Genomic DNA, 18,388 nt, shown 5'->3' with positions numbered 1-18,388 from the left:
GGCCCCCGCGCCGGAGATTCTCGATGCAATGGAGAGCGATCGCCTGCCTGCTCCTTCTCGTCGCGTTCGGCCGGTCGGGGCGAGCGCAATCCGACCGGCTCGACGCAGGGGGCTCGTCCCCAGGCAATCGACCCATTGTGGCGCGGATGGCCGACGTCCAGGCCGTCCGAAAGCGGCTGGGGCTGACGGCGGAGTACGCAGGGATCGCCGGTCTCGAGTCCGTGAAGGTGGCCGTGCTGGATTACGGCTTCGCCGGCCTCGGCCAAGGGCGTCCCTATCTCCCGGCCAGCGCCGAGGTCGTTGAGCATTACGACCCGGACTTCGTCCGTCGCTTCGGCCTGGGCGACCCGGACTTCCGCACCCCCTTCGACCCCATGAACCGGCACGGCCGGGTCATGGCCCAGATCCTCTGGTCAGTCACCGGCTCGCATCCCAGCGGGCCCAAGTTCTACCTCCTCAACGCCAGTGGGCCCACCATGTTGCGGCGGGCGGTCCGGTTCGCGATCGAGCACAAGGTGGATCTGATCCTGTTCAGCGGCTCGTTTGAAGGAGGCGGCAACGGCGACGGCCGCGGGCCGATCAACCGGGTCGTCGCCGAGGCGACCGCCGCGGGCATCCTCTGGATCAACGCCGCAGGCAACTCCGGGCGCAAGGTCTACAACGGGCCGGTGCGCGTGCTCAAAGACGGCTATCTCCGGCTTCGCGACGGGTCGGACGTGGCCGCGTTGAGGTTCCGCAACCGCGTCGATGAGAACAGGGTCAGCGTGACCCTCACCTGGAACGACTACCGCGAGGAGGAGGACGCGGGGACCGACAAGGACCTCGACCTCTACGTCGAAGACCCGGCCGGCCGACCCGTCGGGGCAGGGGAGAAGCGGCAAGTCTCCGGATCTCACGTTCCCGGCCCGGACGAGAGCCGCAACCCGCGTGAGCGCGTGGTTCTGGCCGCCCTTCCCGCCAGCCCCGAGGTTCTCTCCGACCCCGACTACTGCTACCGGATCCGGATCCGGGCGAAACAAGGTCGGTTCCTCCCGACCGATCGCCTCCGCGTCCTGGTGACCGCGAGCCGCGAGTCCTACATCCCCCCGGGCGGCGACACCCCACGCGAGGCACTCGAGTTCCTCGACGCCACCGGCGAAGGCGAGCTCTATCCACCGGCCGACAATCCCCTCGTCCTCACCGTCGGCGATTCCGACGCGTCCTCCTCGATCGGCCCGACCGCCGACCGTCGGGTCAAGCCGGACGTCATCCTGGCCGACTCGCGTGCCTTCTTCACCGATGGCGAAGTCTCGGCCGGCTCATCGAATGCCGCCGCCTACGTCGCTGGCGTCGTCACCGTGCTCAAAGCCGCCGCCCCCACGCTCCGCCCGAGCCACCTGCTCCGGATCGCCCAGCAAGGACCGGCCGTTCCCTCCTCCGCCCTCCAGGGCCGGCCCCCCCGCCCGGCGAACTCGCCCACGCCCGGATTCCACTACTGGCAGACCCCGTCCCGAGCCAAGCTCGCGGAGTTGGTACAAGGCGGACGCTAGGAGCGTACCATCTGGGCTGAAGGTGGCATCCTTGACGAAGCGGCCGTGCCTGAGGACAGGCGCGTTGTCGGCAGGCCTGAGTTTCCGCCCCGTCCTCGCTGCCGTTGGCGTAGCTATTCTTCCGCGCAATCACAGCCGGGCGGATTTGACGCTCACCGTGATTGTTGTCGAACGGGACTTCGGCATGGTCCAGGAACGTGAACAATTCGGAGGCATGCCGCCGCAGTCGCTTCACCAGTCGACGGGCGTGGCGTTGTTCCCACGACTGCGCCAGCAGTTCGCGCAATCGCACGTCCAACCGCTGCCGCCGCGAGGCGAACGACTTCGCCGGCAGTTCCTTCCGACGCTTGCTCAGGCGGATCGAGTCGCGGATCAGCCGCTTCAGTTGCTTGGAGAACGCCGGCCAGTCGCCCCCGGGTTTGTGGTAATGTTGGGTCCGCTTCAGGTCACGCAGCAGGTGGGGCAGGCACTTCTGTTTCCGCGTGCAGACGACCGCGTTGTAGGCGCCCCAGAAGTCAGTCACCAACACGCCGGCAAATTCTTTCTTGAAGAACCGTTTCAACGCCGGACTGCCACGCCGCCGGTCGATCATGTAATCTCATCAGCTCGTAATGCTCGGCCAGGGCGTCGGGGGCGTAGTCCGTGTGCGTCCGGCGGACCACGTCCCCCTTGGCGACCGACCTCGGGACCCCGGCCACTGTGGGAAACGTCGGTCGGAACCTCGCGCGGCGTGGTGATCCGGCCCGACGGGCGCGACGGACTTTCGAGCCCGCGTTGCGCCTGGCCCAAACACCTCAGTGGGAAACTCGCCGCGTCTAGATCGCCGGTCCATGGCAGGGGGAGTCGTCAGCTCGGGACGGGCTTCGATGACGCCGGGCCTGCTCGCGGATGTCTCGGCATTGCGCTCGATCTTCGGGGGGGACAAACGGGGACGTTCGAGTTATCATGCGATCCAGCATGTCCCCATGTCTCCGCCCGCCACGACTCTGTCCAAATCGACGCTAGATGCCGATGACCCTGAACCTCGGAAGGAGTCTCAGATGAAGTTGCGACACCTCGCGGCGTGGTTTTCTGGAGTGGCCCTCCTCGGGACAGGGGCAACGTTCCTGGGGGCCCAGCCGCCTCAGCCCCAGCGCGTAGCCCCAGCGCGGACAGAACGGGATAAGCTCCGCGCCGAGATCGTCGAGCTCCGAACCGAATCCGAGATGCTCCGGTTCGATTACGAACTTGCGCGCGACATCGTGCTGGAGGAGCGGAAGATGAGCAGATCGATGAAGATGGCCGGACAGCTCATGGGAGCTGTGGGCGACCTCCAGGTCACGATCAACGAATCGCAAGTGGAGCAGCCCGGTTTAGCTCCGGAGCAGGACCGGAAAAAAGCAACCGAGATAGCGAAAGCTGCGGAGCAAGAGAAAAGGAAGGCTGCCCAGGCTGCGGCACTGGAGAACCGCAAAGCAGTGGAAGAGATGGCGAAGGAGGAAGCGGCGTTCATTGCCGAACAAAAGAAGGATCTCACCCGCCGGTTCGCGTTGTTGGCGGAGAAGCGGCTGGACCTTGAGGACGCTGAGCGGAGGTACCGCGAGAACTCTCGTTGAGTCATCAGCTCGGGGAGTCCCCGGCAAGGGAATCCTTCGCGGTCGCCGGAGGCTCGGCGGCCCGCGTGCCGTGCTGAACGCTCTGGAGAGGCTGGCGGGCAGCTACGGGCGAGATTGCGAGCACCTGAAGGCGGACATCGCGGTCAAGCAGGGTCAACTCGGCGATTACGAGGCCCGGTTGGGCAAGCCGTTCGCGCACACGGCCTACATGGACGAACTGGCGAACTTGCGCGACCAGTTAGAGATCAGAATTAACGCTGGGTTGGCTGGCGAGAGGGAGCTGGGGCATGCTGACCGAGGAGAATGAGACCGGGGCTTGTCCACATTCGTCTTCGCTGGAGACGAGTTGAACGAGGTCCCCGAGTCTCATCGTGGCCTCATCACGCCGGCTCTCGTAGAAGTCTTCAAAGCCCCCCCGCCTACTTTCTCGATGTCGCCAGCAGGTGCCCGTTCCCGAAGATGTCCGCCTGGCTTCGCGCCCTCGTCGATGACGGGGCCTGGGCCCTCGGACTCCACCACAGCTTCCGAGGAGACTGGAACGCGGCGGCCTTCTGCTGGTGGTCCGACGCCGTCGCGAGTGCCGAGATCATCCCTCCGGCCCGTCTCACATCGGGCAACTTGCCCCCCGCGCTGGCGAAGTATTACCGGCTGGTCGATTCGGTCAGTTGGATGCCCTTCGGCTGCGCGGGTGGTCTGTACGGGCGCGCGGGCCATGACCCGCTGACCTCCTTCCACGAGATGTACCATGGGTGCCGGGCAGGACTTGACCCGGAAGCGACGTATGTCTTCGGCTCTGCTGCGGGCGGCGACAAGCTCATCTATACCGAGGATGGTCGGGGGGGATGGATGAGCGTCGAGAGCGGGCGGATCCGCTTCCTGGGGACGATCGAGGAGACCATCGACTGGGTATATGGGGAGCTGTTGGCGAATCGGTCTCCCGATCTCGATTACGGTTGGCTGATGGCCGGCTCCTAACAATCTCGACTCTGCCGGTGACGCGTAATCTCTGGACAACAGGTCACTGTCTGCCATTCAGGGGGTGGATCGAGCCCGGCGGGCAGCCAATGGCGGGCGGCGACGAACTCACCGCCGGCTTGGGATCCGGTTCAGATTCCGATTCGTCGCCGTCGATCAGCGCATAGTCCCCAGCCAGCGGGATTCTGCCGCGTGCCTGGCAGCGGGGGCACCGGAAACGTTGGCCGGCGAGCTTCTCATTGACGTTGAGCTAATGCTGACACGTCTGGTATTGGAAGTTGATCATGACGTCACTCCCCGGCGCCGAACGTCGTGCCCGGGAGACGCGCAGCCCTGTCTCGGGTGGCCCACATGTCAAACGAGTGATCAATTTCCTGGCACTACCTCGGCAAACGGAAGCCGGCGGTCGACCTGCTGACCATCTTGTCCCCCCCCCATGGCAGATGGTCTACCAACCAACATACCCGCCGCCGGTTCCTTATCCTGATCCTCCATAGTACTGCCTCGGTATTCGCCAATTTCATCCCAAATTCACGCCATGCTCATAATATGGCTTCTTTCTTGACTAGGCTGTGTTTGGCAAAAGGCGAAACAGGGCTTTCTCCATGATTGCGACCAACCACATGGCGACGTAGTTAACCGCCAATTTCTCGTAGCGGGTGCCTAACCGGCGGTACTCCTTGAACCAGCCCACCACCCGCTCGATGATATTCCGCCGCTTGTATGTGGCCTTGTCGAACTTCTCATCCCGAGGCTGGTCCTTGCGCGTCGGGATCACCGCCTCGACTCGTCGCCTCCGGCACCAGCGCCGGATCCGCCGATAGCTATACCCCTTGTCGCCTGCCAGCCGCCGCGGCCAGCGACGCTGGCCCCGACGGCGACGGAACAGGCGTCGGGCCATCGTCGGCTCGAAAGCCACGCTGTCGTGCCTCTGTCCGGCCGTGACGTGGATACCGACCACGCTCCCATGGCTATCACACACGAGGTGGATCTTGGTGCCGAACCCGCCTCGCGAACGCCCCAACGCATGGTCCGGCGGTTCCTCCATTTGCGTCTCTTGAGTAAGCGCTCGAGATTCCCAGAGGGGGGGGGACCGCGATTGGCACTCCCGTCACTCCGCGCATCGGACCGCCCTTGGATCACTTCCGCTTGCGACGATCCGCTCGTTTTGCGTCGCGACGCCGTGCCCGTTCACGTGATTCCTCCAGGCGATGCGTCAGTACGTGTCCCGGATGGTTCCGAGCCCACCGATCGGGCAAGAGGTCCTCGACTCGTTCCGGGGCCACGCTCAGCGTCATCAGTACGTCCTTGACGTAGGCCCACGGCTCCAGGCGATGACGCTTCGCTCCTGCCATGATCGTGCTCAACACCGCCGCTCGCGGTCCCGCATCCACATTCCCCAGGAACAACCAATTCTTCCGGCCGATGGCTTGGTCGCGGAGGCGACGCTCCGCCACGTTGTTGTCGATCGTCAGCCGGCCGTCCTCGGTGTAGCGGCACAACGCCTTCCACTGATTCCGCGCATAGGTCAGAGCCTGGCCCAACGCCGATTTCGGCAGCGACTGGTCCGCAAGCCGATCGAGGTCCCCTCGAAGCCGTTCCAGGATCGGCACCGCTTCTTGCGCACGCAGGGCCTGTCTCGCCTCAACGGACAACCCTCGGACGCGATCCTCCACGTCGTATAACCGGCGGATCGCTTCCAGGATCAAACCCGCGTTCCCCGGCGACGACGACCGCGCATCGTAGAACTTGCGGCGGGCGTGCGCCCAACAAGCGACTTCGTGGATCGCCGAAGGCGACCCGAGATAGAGCCCGTCATATCCAGCATATGCGTCAGCCTGGAGATAACCCACGAAGCCGGCCAGGAACGTCGCCGGCCCGTCGCGTTTGCGACTCGCCGTATGGTCGTACACGTCGTAGGAATGATCCTCGTCCCCATGATAGAGCCAGAACCGTGTCGTCAGGCTCCCGGGAGCCTCGCCGCCCAGCGCCTTGACGGGGGTGTCATCGGTCCAGATCACCGGAGATTGGAGCACGAGTTGCTTTTGGAGGTCGTAGAGCGGCCCCATCAACTCGGCGGCCTTGCGGACCCAATCGCACAGCGTCGCACGCGGCAGGTGCAAACCGTAGCGAACCGCGATGCCCTCGAAGCGGTACAGGGTCAAGTGATCGATAAACTTGGAAATCAGCAATTGCGAAAGCAGGCCCGCTCCCGCGATGCACCCCGGGAGCGGTCGCTCCGGTCCGTCGGGGCTTTTCACTCCGTCGTGGCAGTGCGAGCACGCGTACTTGGGGAGGACGTGGACCCGAACCTCCAGGCGAGCCGGGATGAATTCGAGCTCACGCCGCTCGTCTTCGCCGATGCGTGCCTTGGACCGGCCGCAGCATGAGCAAGTCTTGTCCGCCTCGGGCACGTCATGTTCGATGCGGACGTGGGGCAGGCGGCTGAAATCCAGCGTCCGCGATGGCCGGGACTTCCTCGGAGCGGCCGGCATCGGGGCCTCCGGTTCGGCCTCGGGAGCCACCTCGAGGTCCTCGCCGAACGCGAAGAGATGACCTTGTCCAGGATCGTCGCATCGTTCGCTGCGTCGCCCGTAGACATAGCGGCGGTACCGCTCCAACTCCTGGCGCAGGCGGTCGTTCTCTTGCGTCAACTCCTCATTGGCCCTGGTGGCTTGATCGAGTGCGGCGAGCAGGTCCTGGATCCGTTGCTGCCTCGCGTCGCCGGGAGGGGCCGCATCGCCGGAGACTGGCGGCGACGCGGGGCCGGATTGGGCATTTCGACCGAGAGGATTAATCATTAATTGGATTATCGCATACTTACCTCTGATTTCAAGTGGTTTTCCCGGGATTTTCCCTGTTTTTCTCAGTCCTCCGGTATCGTTTTCGTTGCTGGGCGTTCCCCAGGTCGATGCCGCCCAGGAGCATGGCGAGTTGGGCGGACCGGAGTTCGATCGGGGCGTCGGAGGAGGGCCGGAGGGGGACCTGGAACGAGCCGGCTTCGAGGCGATAGTACCAGATCGCCAGGCCATCGACATTCCAGTAGAGGATCTTGATGCGATCACGTCGGCGATTCAGGAAGAGGAAGAGATGGCCGGAGAGGAGTTCCTCCTGAGGGAAGGCTTGGCTGACGATTCCCGAGAGCCCGTCAAAGCTTTTTCTGAGGTCAACGGAGTCGGCGTGAAGGAGGATCCGCACGGTGTGTGGGACGCTCAACATGAGGCGTGCTCCATCCTCGCCGCGACGCGGGCGACGGTCTCGACGACCCGGCAGACGAGTTCACCGCCCGCGGCGATGGGCAGGAGGATTCGTCCGCCGTCGGGGAGTCGGATGGTGAGGAATTCAGGGGAATCGCCGGCTCGCGACTCGGGGGCGGCGGCGAGGATGACCGGCACGAATGCCGGTTCGCGAGCCGGAGCGGGGACAGGGCAAGGCGAATCCGAGGCGAGGCGTCGCTTCCAGGCGTGGAAAGACGCGGTTGAGATCCCTTGGCCTTGGCAGAACTGGCCGATGGTGAGACCGCTGTCGGACTGCTGTTGCAGTCGCCGACGCCAGAGGACTGGGAGGGCAGGATTGGCGGCACGTGGCATCGTCTGACTCCGGAGGACGAACAAAATGGTCCGTCTTCCAGGCTATCAGGCGGCACAAGACTGGCTATTTCGAACGCTTACTCTCTTGACGCCCTCCAAGCCTGCACAATTGGCTTGCCTTTTTTTTTCGCCCCGGCGGCCGCCCGACTGGCCCGGATCACGGAGCCGTCGATGCACCACAAGTCATGGTCGATCTGGCCTCGATCGTCCAGTTCATCCAAGAGCGAGGAGACGATCCGAATCCATGTACCGTCCCGACGCCAGCGGTTGAACCGGTAGTACACAGTCTCCCAGGGTCCGTAGCGCTCGGGGAGATCTCTCCAAGGGGCGCCGGTATGAAGGATCCAAAGGATGCCGTTGAGGATGGGGCGGTGGTCGTTGAACGGATGCCCCAGGTTGCCGTGATGGGTCCGGTGCGGCAAGTGCGGCTCAATCCGAGCCCATTGTTGATCAGTGAGTTCGTAGCGATGCATAGGGGGACCTCCTGCTCGATCACCCTATTTCTACGTTCGACGCCTCCAGACGGTTTGTCAAACAGAGCCTAATGCCGCCTAACAACTATAAGGTTACCGCGTGGTCATGCAACAGCAGATGCAACACATTCTGAGAAGAATTATTTTGCGTGTTCCATGTCCGATCGAACCATGAGTCGGTAACATCCAGTGAGAGGAGAGAGGAAATGCGTAGTCTGCAACTCCGAAAGTTATTCGCTCTAGCCTTGACCCCCGTTTATTTTTTGTGGCCGATTATCTGCCTCGCGCAATGTCAAGCGACAAACCTCGCCTCGATTTTTGACCCGACTGCCGACCGGACCTGGATTCCGGCCTCGAGTTCTTGGACGGTGCAACTTTATTCTGACGTATCATGGCAATGCACCCCGAATACAGACGTCGTCAGTGCTTGTGATATCTGTGTATCCACTCAGACGTTTTCCAGCCCCGATGATGATGGACCGTTCACGATAGTCACGTTCGGGCCCACCGGTTCGTATCATTCGCCGACATGCAATGGCCGTACGGTACATCTGACGAACGGGCTCAGCGGACTCAATCCGTCATCCTGGTACACAATGGCTCAGTATGCACAACAGAAGCCCGCCGATGGCTGCCCCGAAAACAATGATAGTGCCGATCTAATGGGATCAACTACATTTTTCACTCCACCCCACTCTTAAATTTAGTTGTTCGCATTTAGTGCAAATGTCTGTGAATTTCGATAATCATCGTGTCTCGCTGATTGAGCGTTTTTTGTCCAAGTGTTCACGATCCGAACTAAGGAGAGTGTGACGATGAGACTTTCTGTGTGGTACAAGGTTGCGGTGTTGGTGATTCTGGGAGTTTCTACCTCGCTTTTCACATCTTCACTGCTTCGACAGTCCAAGGCGCGTGTGGTTACTAGCAAGAACGCAAGCAAATCGGGACTTACATTTACACCATTCACGGTTGATGCGCAATCGCAACTTCAATCCGTTGAAGTACAAGCGAACAAGAATCACGTGACCGTGAAAGGCTCCGCAGTTCTCTATGACAAGCGTCCGTCCAGCCGGTACTTATGGTCTCTGCTTGTGAAAAGCAAAGCAACCAACGAAGTGGTACTTCAAAATCAGTACGACCACCAAATTTTCGCTGTCGAGCCTAATGTGCCCAACAATCCTACCTTTAGGGAGGACTTGATGCTCGACCCGGGGCTCTATCAGGTCGAACTCCGGTTGTACCGCGTCACCGCGAAGACCGACCTGCGAAAACTCAGGGAGGACGCGAAACACGACAAGATCGTCGGCCATCCCCAGCTTGTCGTGGCGGGCACCAGGGCGATTTCCGTCGTCGAGTAATCCCCTCGTTCACGAGCACGCCACGCCCGCCGAACCGCCGAAAGGCGGGGGTGGCACCAAGCGTCAAGCGGCGCAGGACAATTTGACCCACCACCGACGAGCGACGTGGTTTGCAAGACGAACACACCGCTCAAAACGGCGTGCCGAGGAGATCCCAATAGAAGAGGAAGGGAAGGAAGCACGCCGCTGCTAGCGCGATAAATGACCACCACCACATTCCCCGCATCCAGACGCCGCTACGCCAGGCCCGTGCGGTGAATGCCACAAGAAGAACGCTGAGCAGTGCCGACAGCCCACCAGCCGAGGGCAGGAGGCGCAGTGCCGGCGGACAAGAGGGCCGAATCTGGTCACTGACCGCCTGGACGAGGACGACTAGCCCGGCGAGGAGAACTAGATTTATCGCGCATAGAGCCTGCGCCAGTCCGCTCACGATCTGAGGTCGTCTGGGGTTTCTCGCCGACCGAAACCGGCGGAACAGGAAGCCCGCTGGCCAGCTCAGACACCCCGCTGCGAACACCAGACAGAACCCGAGAACCATCGGTAGCTGCACCAGGCTGTTGCCGTACCACGCTAGCCTCTCGTAGTGCGCCGCCGTGTAAGGAAGAACGGGCTCCTGTGCAGTCCCCTTCAAGCCGTCGCCGGAAGACCTGCCGCCTGCCGCGCGCCGGAGCACCCAGTCAGTCACGCCGTCGAGGAAGCCGGGCACGTATCCACGCCAAGGTTCGTATAGTTCGCCCGTGTCCGTCGTTCCGAGGCTGTGTCCTGCCCCCGGGTAAATGACGATCGTCCATTCTTGGTTGCCCCCGAGCAGCAGCGCCTGGCGCAGGCCGGCTGCGCTCTGCGCCACGGGGACCGCGCGATCGAGCGCCCCGTAGACGGCGAGGACGGGCTGCCGGACCTTGGCCCATTCGCTGCTGGAGTCGAGGTCCGTGTCGAAAGCGCAGCGCAACCGCCACGCGGTGGGGACCGGCAGACCGTTCCTCACTCGTCGGGCGAAGTCGTTGGAAAGCAGACTGGCCTTGTTAGCGATATCCAGGAGACGGTCCGGCAGGCCGCGCTGGCGGAACAGGTTGGCCCGGTAGTAGTGCATCTGCCGGTCGAAGGACAGACAGCCGGAGACGGGAATTAGGAAGGCAACATCCTGGGAGCGAACGGCCGCCAGGGGGATGATACTCGCGCCCTGACTCATTCCCCACAGGCCGATGTGGCGCGCATCGATTTCCGGGCGTTTTTTGAGCAGGAGGACTGCGGCCAGAGCGTCCTCTGCCAGTTCGAATTGGCTGGCCGTCGCCCAGTCGCCGCTGGAGGCGCCACAGCCGCGCTTATCGTACACAAGGGCGGCAATCCCGCGCCGCGCAAAGTACTCGGCCTCTTCCCAGTTGTCTTTACGGTCATGGTAAGCTGCCCCGTGGACGAAAACGACGGCGGGGACGGGCTTGTCGACATGGGGCAGCAGCAGCGTCCCGGCGAGCCGGACCTCGCCGTTGGCAAAGTAGACTTCTTCCTCCCGTGGGGCGGGTCCAGCCATGGCAGCCCCGGGAAATAGGGAGCAGACTGCCAGGAACATCACCATAAACATGCATAAATATGCTGTCCTCATAGGATCTCTTGTTTCCCGATTCCACCTAGCCAGCAGTTCAAGGAACCGTAGATATATTTATCGCATTCGGGCCGATCCCGGGATGCCGAGGGGCGGCATCGTGCCGCCCACCCCGGGCTTGGCCCCCGGGTCGGCGCTCGGGTCGCGTCCCCGCATCGCCCTATCCTCCGCCCAGGCCCCTCCAGTCTACTCACGGCCACGGCCCTCGGGCAATTCACTGCCGTGGCGCCACGGTCGCCGGGGCCCGCGCGGCCCGGCGCCGCACCTCGGCCTCGGCCAGTTTCCTCTTCCGCTCGGCCCAGACCTCCTCCTCCCGACCCGCCAGCTTGTCCGCGGGCGTGACGTAACCGATCGCGCTGTGCAAGCGGACCGTGTTATCGTACTCCACGAACTCGGCGAGCATCTTCCAGGCTCAACGACGTCTTGACTCGGATGCACTCCCCTTTCGCGGTCTTGAACCACCGCTCCATCTTGCCGTTACTCTGCGGGTAGTACGGCGACGTCCGCACATGGGTCATCCCGCAGAGGCGGATGAACTGCTTGAACTCCCAGGAGACGAACTGCGGCCATTATCCGAGATGATCCGTGGCCGCGCCCCCGGGAAGCGCTCCCGGGCTCACTGCACAATCGTCTCGACGTCCCGCTCGGTCATGCCCTCGCGAATCTCCCAGTGGACGAGATACCGGCTGTAGCCGTCGAGGAGGCTACAGAGGTAGAAGAACGTCCCGCAGATGCTGAGGTAAGAGACATCAACGTGCCAGTGCTCATGCGGCCGCAGGGGCTGCTCGAAGCCCTTCCCCTTCCGGGAGGACTTCCCGCCGCGGGGCGCCAGCTTGCCGGCGGCCTTGGACGCGGTAGACGCTGGAAGGGCTGACGGCCACGACGTCGGCATCCAGCATCATGTAGGCCAACCGCCGGTATCCCTCCAAGGGATAGCGATCATGGAAGGCCACGATGGCAGCCTTCTCCCAGTCCTCGAGCCAGGAGGAGCGGGGGATCGGCGCGTTGTGCCGGTTGGGGATCCCCAGCCGTCGGTCCCAGCGGCTGAATTTGCTCATGGCGATCCCCAGCCATCCGGCCAGGAGCACCAGCGAGATCCCGGTGCGGCCGGCCCAGTGCCGGACGAAGCGGACCGCCGCATCCCAGGTGGCCTGGGGAACCCACGCTCCGTCCAGGGAATCGGCGGGCCGCCGGGAGCGGGGTTCGAAGGCGGTGGCGCCGTTCTCGAAGAACTCCTTCTGCCAGCGGTAGAACATGGTGGGGTGGATGCCGTGCCGGTCACAGAGATCCGAGATGGCGACGTGTTCGAGGAGATGGAGCCGCAGGATGGCGACCTTCTCCTGGGCGGTGAACCGCTTGCGAGTCTTCCTGGCCATGGGAGAACCTCCGCTCGAAATTGTAGCTTATTCGAGTTGGCTGTTCTTCCCATTCCGTCTGAAGCAGGACAAAACACCGCCCATCACGCGATTGGCTGGGTAAAGGTCTCAAGCGGCGGTTTTGATTCCGCGAGAGTTGACCCCAGAGTTGTTTTCTCGCTCGCGCTTCAAGCCGGAGCCTCGGCCCTGATTCTTGCTCACAATCATCCGTCTGGTGAACTGAGGCCCTCCGACGACGACAAGAGCATGACGAAGAAGCTGCGTGAGACCGGAACGCTGCTCAACATCCAGGTGCTCGACCACATCATCCTTACGAAGGACGACGCGTTTAGCTTCGCTGAGCATAGGTTGATGCCGGATGCCTAAGGCCGGGCCAGGGGGCGGTTAACCGCCTTCCTTGGCTCGACCTTTCAGACGTAGCGACTCTTTTGAATTGGACGGCGCGATCACCGCATGTGTGATTCAGAGACATTATCCGACGTCACGCATGTAGGAAATGATGAGCCAAACATTGGAGCCTTGCTCTTTGATTGCTCTTCAGTTGCCTCGTCCTGAATCACGTCCCAGTGCTCCACGAGAATGCCGTCTTGTATTCGCAAGATGTCCGCGGCTATCCAGTTGGCGGGCGCCCCGAACCCCGAGAACCGGCCGTGGACGATGACGAAGTCGCCGTCGGCAACGATGACGCCGGGCTCATACTTGAGCGTCGCCGGTAGGCTCCGGATGAGGTCGAAAAGGCCTTCACGGCCTGGGGCGATGTGGGCGCTGTGCTGAATGTAGCGCGGCGACCAGTAGCGTTCAGCCGCGACATAGTCCCGTTTGTTGAATAGCGTATCGAAGGCCTCAAGGACGAGTGCCTTATTCCTCCCTTGCCTCGTCTGGCTCATAAAATTTCCTCCTCATTGTTTTGAGCGCGCACGCCGGAGCGATGCCTTCTGGCCTACCGGCACGTGAAGTCACCTCCTAAAGTTTTGACCCACCGTCGACCGGAATGCTCGCACCGGTGATCCAGCGCGCGCGGTCGGAGGCCAGAAACGCGATCACGTCCGCTACGTCAGACGGTTGCCCGATGCGCTTCAGAGCCTGCATGGCGAGAGTGGCACCGCGGCCCGCCTCGGTCTTCGTGAAATGGGACATGTCCGTCTCGATCACTCCCGGGGCGACAGCATTGACGCGAATGCCGCGCGGCCCGAGCATAGCCGCCCAGTGCTTCACCAACGTTTCCAGCGCCCCTTTCGTGGCTGCGTAGGCAGGGAGTGACGGTGCGTCAGGTTGCCCAGGACTGCCGGCCGTCGCACGAGCAGCAAGCGATGAGACGACGATGATGCTCGACCCCTCGCGGAAGAGCGGAAGCAACTCCTTCAGGAGAAAGAAATGACTGCGAACATTCGTGGCGAAGAGCTTGTCGAAGTCTTCGACCGTGTGCTCCTCCATCGTGGCGGCCTTCGAGACGCCGGCGTTAGACACCAGGACGTCCAGCCGTTGACCGGCGATCTCGCGCACCCGCTTCGCAAGCACGGCAGCTCCTTCCGGCGCCGAAAAGTCTGCCTGCGCCGCGTCCGCAGATCCGCCAGCCGCGCGGATATCGGCAACAAGTGCGTCCGCCTCCGCTGCCGAGTGGCCGTAGTGGACAATGACGTGTGCCCCCATCTTGGCAAGAGCCTCAGCAGTGGCACGACCGATACCGCGCGAGGCTCCGGTGACGAGCGCTGTTTTCTTCACAAGATCGGTCACGACGGCATCTCCATGGATTCCTGTTGAGCCAACCATTGCTTGATGTTCTTCACCGTATCGCCGTAGAACGTCGTGTAGAGTTCACGGGCGGCGAAACCAAGGTGCGGTGTGGCCAGGACGTTATCGAGCGACCGGAAAGGGTGATCCGCAGGCAGCGGCTCGATATCAAACACGTCAAGCGCTGCGCCGGCTATGCGGCCCTTACGCAAGACCTCGATGAGCGCAACCTCGTCAACGATCGGCCCGCGCGAGGTATTGATGAGCCTCGCCGATGGCTTCATTGCCTGGAACTCCGCCGCTCCGACCAACCCTTTCGTCCTTTCGCTCAGGACGAGATGAATCGTCACCACGTCAGCACTTTGGAAGAGTTCCTCCTTGGTGACCAGTCGCGCCCCGGCGGATCGCGCCTTGTCTGCCGTGAGATTCTGGCTCCAGGCGATCACTTCCATCCCGAACGCGAGGCCGATTCGCGCAACCTCTGAACCAATGTTGCCGAGGCCGAGAACGCCGAGCGTCTTCCCACGGAGACTGTCACCCATCGTAAGCTGCCAGCCGCCGGCACGCACATGTGCGTTTTCCGATACGATATGACGCACGCTCGCAAGGATGAGAGCCCAGGTCATCTCGATGGTGGAGCGGGCATCGTATCCCGTATGCGCAACCGCGATACCTCGCTCAGCCGCGGCCTCGACATCGATGGCCGCGTTGCGGGGACCGGTCGATGCGATGAGCTTCAAGCGCGGCAACCGCTCGATGAGGGACCGCCGCAGCGGTGTGCGCTCGCGCATGAGACAGATGACATCGAATGGCAGAAGACGCTCGACGAGGTCGTCGAGATTGGATAAATGGTCGTTGAAGACGGTGATCACGGCCTGCTCGGCGAGCGGCGACCAGTCGGCCATCTCCAACGCCACGTTTTGATAGTCGTCAAGAATTGCAATATTTATCATTAATAATACTCTTGTTTGTTTGTCGTCTCCTCTGATCTTTCCTCAGTCCTGTTTCAAGCAAAATGCCAAGCGAGCCGGCCGCCTTCGCGGGAGACGCGACCGACGGACGACTCGGCGAAATGGGTGGTGAAGACCAGTGCGTTCGTTTCGGCTGCGTAGTTCATTGCCCATCGACGTGACTCCCGCGCTGCGTCCGGGAACTCGCAGAACTGCGAGTTCCAGTCTGGCCTCACGAACTGCAGCGGATGGTGCATAACGTCGCCCCAGAATAGTGCCTGTTCGCCGCGCGAGGCAAACCGGATGCAGGCATGGTCAATACTGTGACCGGGGCTCGGGAGAAAAGAAACGCCCTCCGCCACTTCCGTGCCGTCAACAACGATTTCCCGGGCCAACCCAGCCTCAATCACGGGTAGCACGCTATCCTCGTAGACCCCCTCGTAGATCCCAAGCAGGGGCGGCTGCGGCATCGGACCTAGCTTTGCCGCTGTTCGGATCGCGGCATCGGACCCGTCCGCGGCTGACAGGGCGGCGAGGTAGGCACGTTCGCGACCCGAGAAGATGTATCGGGCATTGGGGAAGGTCGGCACCCAACGCCCATCGATCTTTCTCGTATTCCAGCCTACATGATCGACGTGCAAATGCGTATGCAGCACCAGATCCACCTCCTCCGGGCGGACCCCGGCCGCCTTCAGCCGGTCGAGGAACGGTTCGTTGAGATGGTTCAGGATCGGTAGGTTTGGGCGGTTCTTGCCGTTGCCGGTCGCGGTATCAACCAGGATCACCCGCGTCGGCGTACGCACCAGCCAGGCATGAATGCTCTGGCGCAGTTGACCCGTCTGTCCGTCCACCGATCCACCCCAAAGCTTGCGCGTCTCCTCCACGGCGGTCGAAACATTGACCTGGCCAGGAAAGTGGACCTCGGCCTCGGTGACATCAAGCGCCAGCTCAGGGATTTTGGTGACGGTGGCATCTCCTACGTGGAGGTCCACTTGGGCTCGCAGCTCATCGCAGAGCCTCTCTCCGGAATCGATGGCCCGCGGCATCCTTCCCTCCTTTAAAAGTCGGCCTCGAGGATAATCCGGTACCGTGCCTTCCCGGCCTCCAGTCGCTCAACGGCCTCGTTGACGCGGCTCATTGGTAAGTGCTCGGTCTGTGGGCTGATGCGATGCCGGGCGGCGAAGTCGAGCATGGTCGCGATTCCCACTGGCGAGCCGACCGGGGAGCCGGAAAGGCTCTTTTGGCCACCGATGAGCGAAAACGCGCCGACAGGGATCGGTTCGAGCAACCCGCCCACAAGATGCAGCCGCCCGTTTGGGGCGAGAGCCCCAAGGAGCGAGTCCCATTCGAGCGGCACGCTGACGGTAACGAGTATGAGGTCGAGCGTGCCGGCAAGCTTCTTGATCGCGCTCGTGTCGCGGCTCGACACGACGTGGTGTGCTCCGAAGCCACGGGCTTCCTGGAATTTTCCTTCACTCGACGTGAACGCCGTCACCTCGCATCCGAAGGCTGCAGCGAACTTCAATGCCAGGTGTCCCAATCCCCCGATTCCGACAACACCGACGCGGCTCGCCGGCCGGGCAAACAAGGCGAGGGGGCCAAACACCGTAATCCCACCGCACAGGAGCGGCCCGGCCTCCGATGTGTCGAGCGTCTCGGGGAGCGGGATAGCCCAGGCCCAGTGGGCGCGGACGCGACTCGCGAACCCGCCACGGTGCCCGACGATAGTCGGCACGGCCTCGGCGCACATGTGATGCTCGCCGGACAGACACCGGCGGCAGTGCATGCAGCTTTCGGCTGTCCAGCCGACGCCGACTTTTTGGCCGATATGAATGCCCTTGGCCGCACGGCCAACCGCGACGACCGTACCTACCACCTCGTGCCCGAGCACTGCCGGGAACCGAGACCAACCCCAGTCATTCCCGAGCATAGAGAGGTCGGAGTGGCAAAGTCCGCAGTGTTCGACCTGGACCTCTACCTCTTCGTCTCCGAGCGGACCGAGGTCGATCTGCTGGCGGACGAGTTTTTGTTTTGCTGCTGTGGCAACCCAGGCGTCTATCTGGCCCATTCTTTCACCGTTTTTGGAACGACGATTCTCCCTCCCTTCTCCTCGGGAGGATGAAAGTCGACGTTTTGAAGCCGCTCGTTCCGCCCGAACAACGAACGTTTGACGGCCCTATATAGGATTAATACGCACGTCCGTATTGCGCGTCAATGGGCTTCCGCTCCCGCGTCAATCCGCGCGAGTTTCCTGGAGCGTTTCGTGAGCCTACGGTCTTAAGAGACGCAGAATCCGACAGCGAGCATCGGACGAACGCCGTACCCCGTTGAGCGCGGTCGGCACTATGGCCGGTTGCTTTCACGCGGCGTCCTGCGGCGCAGTTGCCCTCGGCCGCGTGGGCCGCTCGGAACGCAATCGTCCGGGCGAAGGACCATGGCGAAGAGAGTCTTCTTGAATCGTTCCAACGGAACTGCGCTGTGCTCGACCTTCCCTTGAAGGATCGCACCTTGAAGGGCCGCGTAGAGGAAGTGGGCGAGCGCGTCGCAGTCGGCCGAAGCATGCAGTTCCCCTGCCTGCACTGCGGCCTCAAGGCAATAGGCCACCGAACGGTGGATTTCGTCGTAGATTTCGCGTAATCGCTGCCGAATCGGTTCGCTGTGCTCGCCCGCCTCGGCGCTGAAGTTGCCAATCAGGCAGCCGTTTCGCATCTCGGCCTTTTTCAGAAAGTGCAACAAGATGTCGAACCACTCCTCCAAGCGGGCGAGCGGCGCAGCCGCGTCATTGCGGAGCGTGAGGCGGATGTTCTCCTCAACCATGGCGAAGTACCTGTTGAGGAGTTCCAGACAGAACGCATCTTTCGAGGCGAAGTGGTTGGTGAATGACCCCTGCGGGGCGCCCGCGGCCTGAACGATGTCGCGGACGCTTGCGCCGCAGTACCCGCGTTCGAGTACCACTTCGAAGCCCGCCACAAGGAGTTTTTCGCGGTGAGAAGGTTTTGGCATACCTTCAATATGGGTGTCCGCATTCGAAAGATCAAGGCTCACTCTTTACGAACCGGACTAGCCGGAGAGGGTGCTTTGTGAACCGGCGAAGTTCCATACCGTGAAGCTCACGGTAACAGGCGAGGCTTTCTGCTCCATGGTTTTTTTTGACTCGCCTTTCGAGCCGGCGCGTCCGCAGCGAAGACACCGGGACAGCCTCGATCGTGAA

General features: G+C 62.5%; 20 protein-coding genes and 3 pseudogenes. 6 read left to right on the top strand and 17 right to left on the bottom strand.

The window, feature by feature from the left end:
• Positions 1-23: 23 nt before the first annotated feature.
• A complete protein-coding gene (locus tag SINAC_RS02930) occupies positions 24-1,529 on the top strand; it encodes a S8/S53 family peptidase (protein ID WP_020467672.1) in 1,506 nt (501 codons plus the stop codon).
• Between the two features lie 69 nt (positions 1,530-1,598).
• Here the strand turns inward: SINAC_RS02930 and SINAC_RS38570 are convergent.
• Positions 1,599-2,124: pseudogene (locus tag SINAC_RS38570) on the bottom strand (IS66 family transposase); the annotation flags it as partial.
• Between the two features lie 445 nt (positions 2,125-2,569).
• Between SINAC_RS38570 and SINAC_RS02925 the strand changes: the two are divergent.
• The 3 genes from SINAC_RS02925 (at position 2,570) to SINAC_RS02915 (ending at position 4,099) form a co-directional block, all read left to right on the top strand.
• Positions 2,570-3,124 carry a hypothetical protein gene (locus SINAC_RS02925; protein WP_237722420.1) on the top strand — a complete coding sequence of 185 codons (555 nt, stop codon included), beginning with the start codon at positions 2,570-2,572 and terminating at the stop codon, positions 3,122-3,124.
• A 70-nt stretch (positions 3,125-3,194) separates the two neighbouring features.
• Complete coding sequence (locus SINAC_RS02920) at positions 3,195-3,431, top strand: hypothetical protein (RefSeq protein WP_015244208.1); 237 nt, start codon at positions 3,195-3,197, stop codon at positions 3,429-3,431.
• 152 nt (positions 3,432-3,583) lie between these two features.
• Positions 3,584-4,099, top strand: coding sequence for a hypothetical protein (locus SINAC_RS02915; protein ID WP_015244207.1), 516 nt, complete (start codon positions 3,584-3,586; stop codon positions 4,097-4,099).
• 565 nt (positions 4,100-4,664) lie between these two features.
• Here the strand turns inward: SINAC_RS02915 and SINAC_RS02910 are convergent.
• The 5 genes and pseudogenes from SINAC_RS02910 to SINAC_RS02890 all read right to left on the bottom strand — a co-directional run.
• A pseudogene (locus SINAC_RS02910) lies at positions 4,665-5,159 on the bottom strand (IS5 family transposase); the annotation flags it as partial.
• Positions 5,160-5,238: 79 nt separating this feature from the next.
• Entirely contained in the window at positions 5,239-6,900 is a 1,662-nt protein-coding gene (tnpC, locus tag SINAC_RS02905; protein ID WP_015244206.1) for an IS66 family transposase, read from the bottom strand.
• 31 nt (positions 6,901-6,931) lie between these two features.
• Entirely contained in the window at positions 6,932-7,318 is a 387-nt protein-coding gene (gene tnpB / locus SINAC_RS02900) for an IS66 family insertion sequence element accessory protein TnpB (RefSeq protein ID WP_015244205.1), read from the bottom strand.
• Entirely contained in the window at positions 7,312-7,689 is a 378-nt protein-coding gene (tnpA, locus tag SINAC_RS37840) for an IS66 family insertion sequence element accessory protein TnpA (protein ID WP_015244204.1), read from the bottom strand. The genes tnpB and tnpA overlap by 7 nt, the downstream gene beginning before the upstream one ends.
• Positions 7,690-7,765: 76 nt before the next feature.
• A pseudogene (locus SINAC_RS02890) lies at positions 7,766-8,162 on the bottom strand (IS5 family transposase); the annotation flags it as partial.
• Positions 8,163-8,977: 815 nt separating this feature from the next.
• Here SINAC_RS02890 and SINAC_RS02885 point away from each other — a divergent pair.
• Positions 8,978-9,520 carry a hypothetical protein gene (locus SINAC_RS02885; RefSeq protein WP_015244201.1) on the top strand — a complete coding sequence of 181 codons (543 nt, stop codon included), beginning with the start codon at positions 8,978-8,980 and terminating at the stop codon, positions 9,518-9,520.
• Between the two features lie 130 nt (positions 9,521-9,650).
• Here SINAC_RS02885 and SINAC_RS02880 read toward each other — a convergent pair whose 3' ends face one another.
• The 5 genes from SINAC_RS02880 to SINAC_RS40860 form a co-directional block, all read right to left on the bottom strand.
• Positions 9,651-11,048, bottom strand: coding sequence for an alpha/beta hydrolase family protein (locus SINAC_RS02880; protein ID WP_157579404.1), 1,398 nt, complete (start codon positions 11,046-11,048; stop codon positions 9,651-9,653).
• Positions 11,049-11,334: 286 nt separating this feature from the next.
• Positions 11,335-11,508 (bottom strand): hypothetical protein, encoded by a 174-nt coding sequence (locus SINAC_RS40870; RefSeq protein ID WP_202802900.1) that lies wholly within the window; start codon positions 11,506-11,508, stop codon positions 11,335-11,337.
• The gene (locus tag SINAC_RS41730; protein ID WP_390553810.1) at positions 11,495-11,590 is read right to left on the bottom strand and encodes a hypothetical protein; all 96 of its coding nucleotides are present in this window, start codon (positions 11,588-11,590) and stop codon (positions 11,495-11,497) included. The genes SINAC_RS40870 and SINAC_RS41730 overlap by 14 nt, the downstream gene beginning before the upstream one ends.
• Positions 11,591-11,736: 146 nt before the next feature.
• Complete coding sequence (locus SINAC_RS41725; protein ID WP_390553809.1) at positions 11,737-11,853, bottom strand: hypothetical protein; 117 nt, start codon at positions 11,851-11,853, stop codon at positions 11,737-11,739.
• A 31-nt stretch (positions 11,854-11,884) separates the two neighbouring features.
• Positions 11,885-12,496 (bottom strand): transposase, encoded by a 612-nt coding sequence (locus tag SINAC_RS40860; RefSeq protein ID WP_063633241.1) that lies wholly within the window; start codon positions 12,494-12,496, stop codon positions 11,885-11,887.
• Between SINAC_RS40860 and SINAC_RS02865 the strand changes: the two genes are divergently transcribed.
• Positions 12,434-12,862, top strand: a complete 429-nt coding sequence (locus tag SINAC_RS02865; RefSeq protein WP_081578397.1) for a JAB domain-containing protein — start codon at positions 12,434-12,436, stop codon at positions 12,860-12,862. The two genes, SINAC_RS40860 and SINAC_RS02865, sit on opposite strands and share 63 nt — an antisense overlap.
• 80 nt (positions 12,863-12,942) lie before the next feature.
• On the opposite strand, the gene SINAC_RS02860 is transcribed toward SINAC_RS02865, so the two are convergent.
• The 6 genes from SINAC_RS02860 to SINAC_RS02835 all read right to left on the bottom strand — a co-directional run bounded on the left by SINAC_RS02860 (position 12,943) and on the right by SINAC_RS02835 (position 18,180).
• Positions 12,943-13,383, bottom strand: a complete 441-nt coding sequence (locus SINAC_RS02860) for a nuclear transport factor 2 family protein (RefSeq protein ID WP_015244198.1) — start codon at positions 13,381-13,383, stop codon at positions 12,943-12,945.
• 76 nt (positions 13,384-13,459) lie between these two features.
• On the bottom strand, positions 13,460-14,230 hold the full coding sequence (locus SINAC_RS02855) for an SDR family NAD(P)-dependent oxidoreductase (protein ID WP_015244197.1): 771 nt from the start codon (positions 14,228-14,230) through the stop codon (positions 13,460-13,462).
• Complete coding sequence (locus SINAC_RS02850) at positions 14,227-15,180, bottom strand: D-2-hydroxyacid dehydrogenase family protein (protein ID WP_015244196.1); 954 nt, start codon at positions 15,178-15,180, stop codon at positions 14,227-14,229. Before SINAC_RS02850 ends, SINAC_RS02855 begins: the two co-directional genes overlap by 4 nt.
• A 53-nt stretch (positions 15,181-15,233) precedes the next feature.
• Positions 15,234-16,223: an MBL fold metallo-hydrolase gene (locus SINAC_RS02845; protein ID WP_015244195.1), complete on the bottom strand. Its 990-nt coding sequence runs from the start codon at positions 16,221-16,223 to the stop codon at positions 15,234-15,236.
• An 11-nt stretch (positions 16,224-16,234) separates the two neighbouring features.
• Complete coding sequence (gene ahr / locus SINAC_RS02840) at positions 16,235-17,245, bottom strand: NADPH-dependent aldehyde reductase Ahr (RefSeq protein ID WP_015244194.1); 1,011 nt, start codon at positions 17,243-17,245, stop codon at positions 16,235-16,237.
• 275 nt (positions 17,246-17,520) lie between these two features.
• Positions 17,521-18,180, bottom strand: coding sequence for a TetR/AcrR family transcriptional regulator (locus tag SINAC_RS02835; protein WP_015244193.1), 660 nt, complete (start codon positions 18,178-18,180; stop codon positions 17,521-17,523).
• Positions 18,181-18,388: the final 208 nt, after the last annotated feature.

Source organism: Singulisphaera acidiphila DSM 18658 (genome assembly GCF_000242455.2).
In the GTDB taxonomy this organism is placed as follows: Bacteria; Planctomycetota; Planctomycetia; order Isosphaerales; family Isosphaeraceae; genus Singulisphaera; species Singulisphaera acidiphila.
This window is presented reverse-complemented; position numbering and strand designations above follow the sequence as displayed.

Bases quoted from the DNA above. Each gene is read 5' to 3' on its own strand.
- SINAC_RS02865 (WP_081578397.1), top strand. From the start codon at position 12,434: ATGGAGCCGCAGGATGGCGACCTTCTCCTGGGCGGTGAACCGCTTGCG.
- SINAC_RS02925 (WP_237722420.1), top strand. From the start codon at position 2,570: ATGAAGTTGCGACACCTCGCGGCGTGGTTTTCTGGAGTGGCCCTCCTC.
- SINAC_RS02880 (WP_157579404.1), bottom strand. From the start codon at position 11,048: ATGGCTGGACCCGCCCCACGGGAGGAAGAAGTCTACTTTGCCAACGGC.
- ahr (WP_015244194.1), bottom strand. From the start codon at position 17,245: ATGGGCCAGATAGACGCCTGGGTTGCCACAGCAGCAAAACAAAAACTC.
- SINAC_RS40860 (WP_063633241.1), bottom strand. From the start codon at position 12,496: ATGGCCAGGAAGACTCGCAAGCGGTTCACCGCCCAGGAGAAGGTCGCC.
- SINAC_RS02915 (WP_015244207.1), top strand. From the start codon at position 3,584: ATGTCCGCCTGGCTTCGCGCCCTCGTCGATGACGGGGCCTGGGCCCTC.
- tnpB (WP_015244205.1), bottom strand. From the start codon at position 7,318: ATGTTGAGCGTCCCACACACCGTGCGGATCCTCCTTCACGCCGACTCC.
- SINAC_RS02860 (WP_015244198.1), bottom strand. From the start codon at position 13,383: ATGAGCCAGACGAGGCAAGGGAGGAATAAGGCACTCGTCCTTGAGGCC.
- tnpA (WP_015244204.1), bottom strand. From the start codon at position 7,689: ATGCCACGTGCCGCCAATCCTGCCCTCCCAGTCCTCTGGCGTCGGCGA.
- SINAC_RS02850 (WP_015244196.1), bottom strand. From the start codon at position 15,180: ATGATAAATATTGCAATTCTTGACGACTATCAAAACGTGGCGTTGGAG.
- SINAC_RS02835 (WP_015244193.1), bottom strand. From the start codon at position 18,180: ATGCCAAAACCTTCTCACCGCGAAAAACTCCTTGTGGCGGGCTTCGAA.
- SINAC_RS02930 (WP_020467672.1), top strand. From the start codon at position 24: ATGCAATGGAGAGCGATCGCCTGCCTGCTCCTTCTCGTCGCGTTCGGC.
- SINAC_RS02885 (WP_015244201.1), top strand. From the start codon at position 8,978: ATGAGACTTTCTGTGTGGTACAAGGTTGCGGTGTTGGTGATTCTGGGA.
- SINAC_RS02845 (WP_015244195.1), bottom strand. From the start codon at position 16,223: ATGCCGCGGGCCATCGATTCCGGAGAGAGGCTCTGCGATGAGCTGCGA.
- tnpC (WP_015244206.1), bottom strand. From the start codon at position 6,900: ATGATTAATCCTCTCGGTCGAAATGCCCAATCCGGCCCCGCGTCGCCG.
- SINAC_RS41730 (WP_390553810.1), bottom strand. From the start codon at position 11,590: ATGGAGCGGTGGTTCAAGACCGCGAAAGGGGAGTGCATCCGAGTCAAG.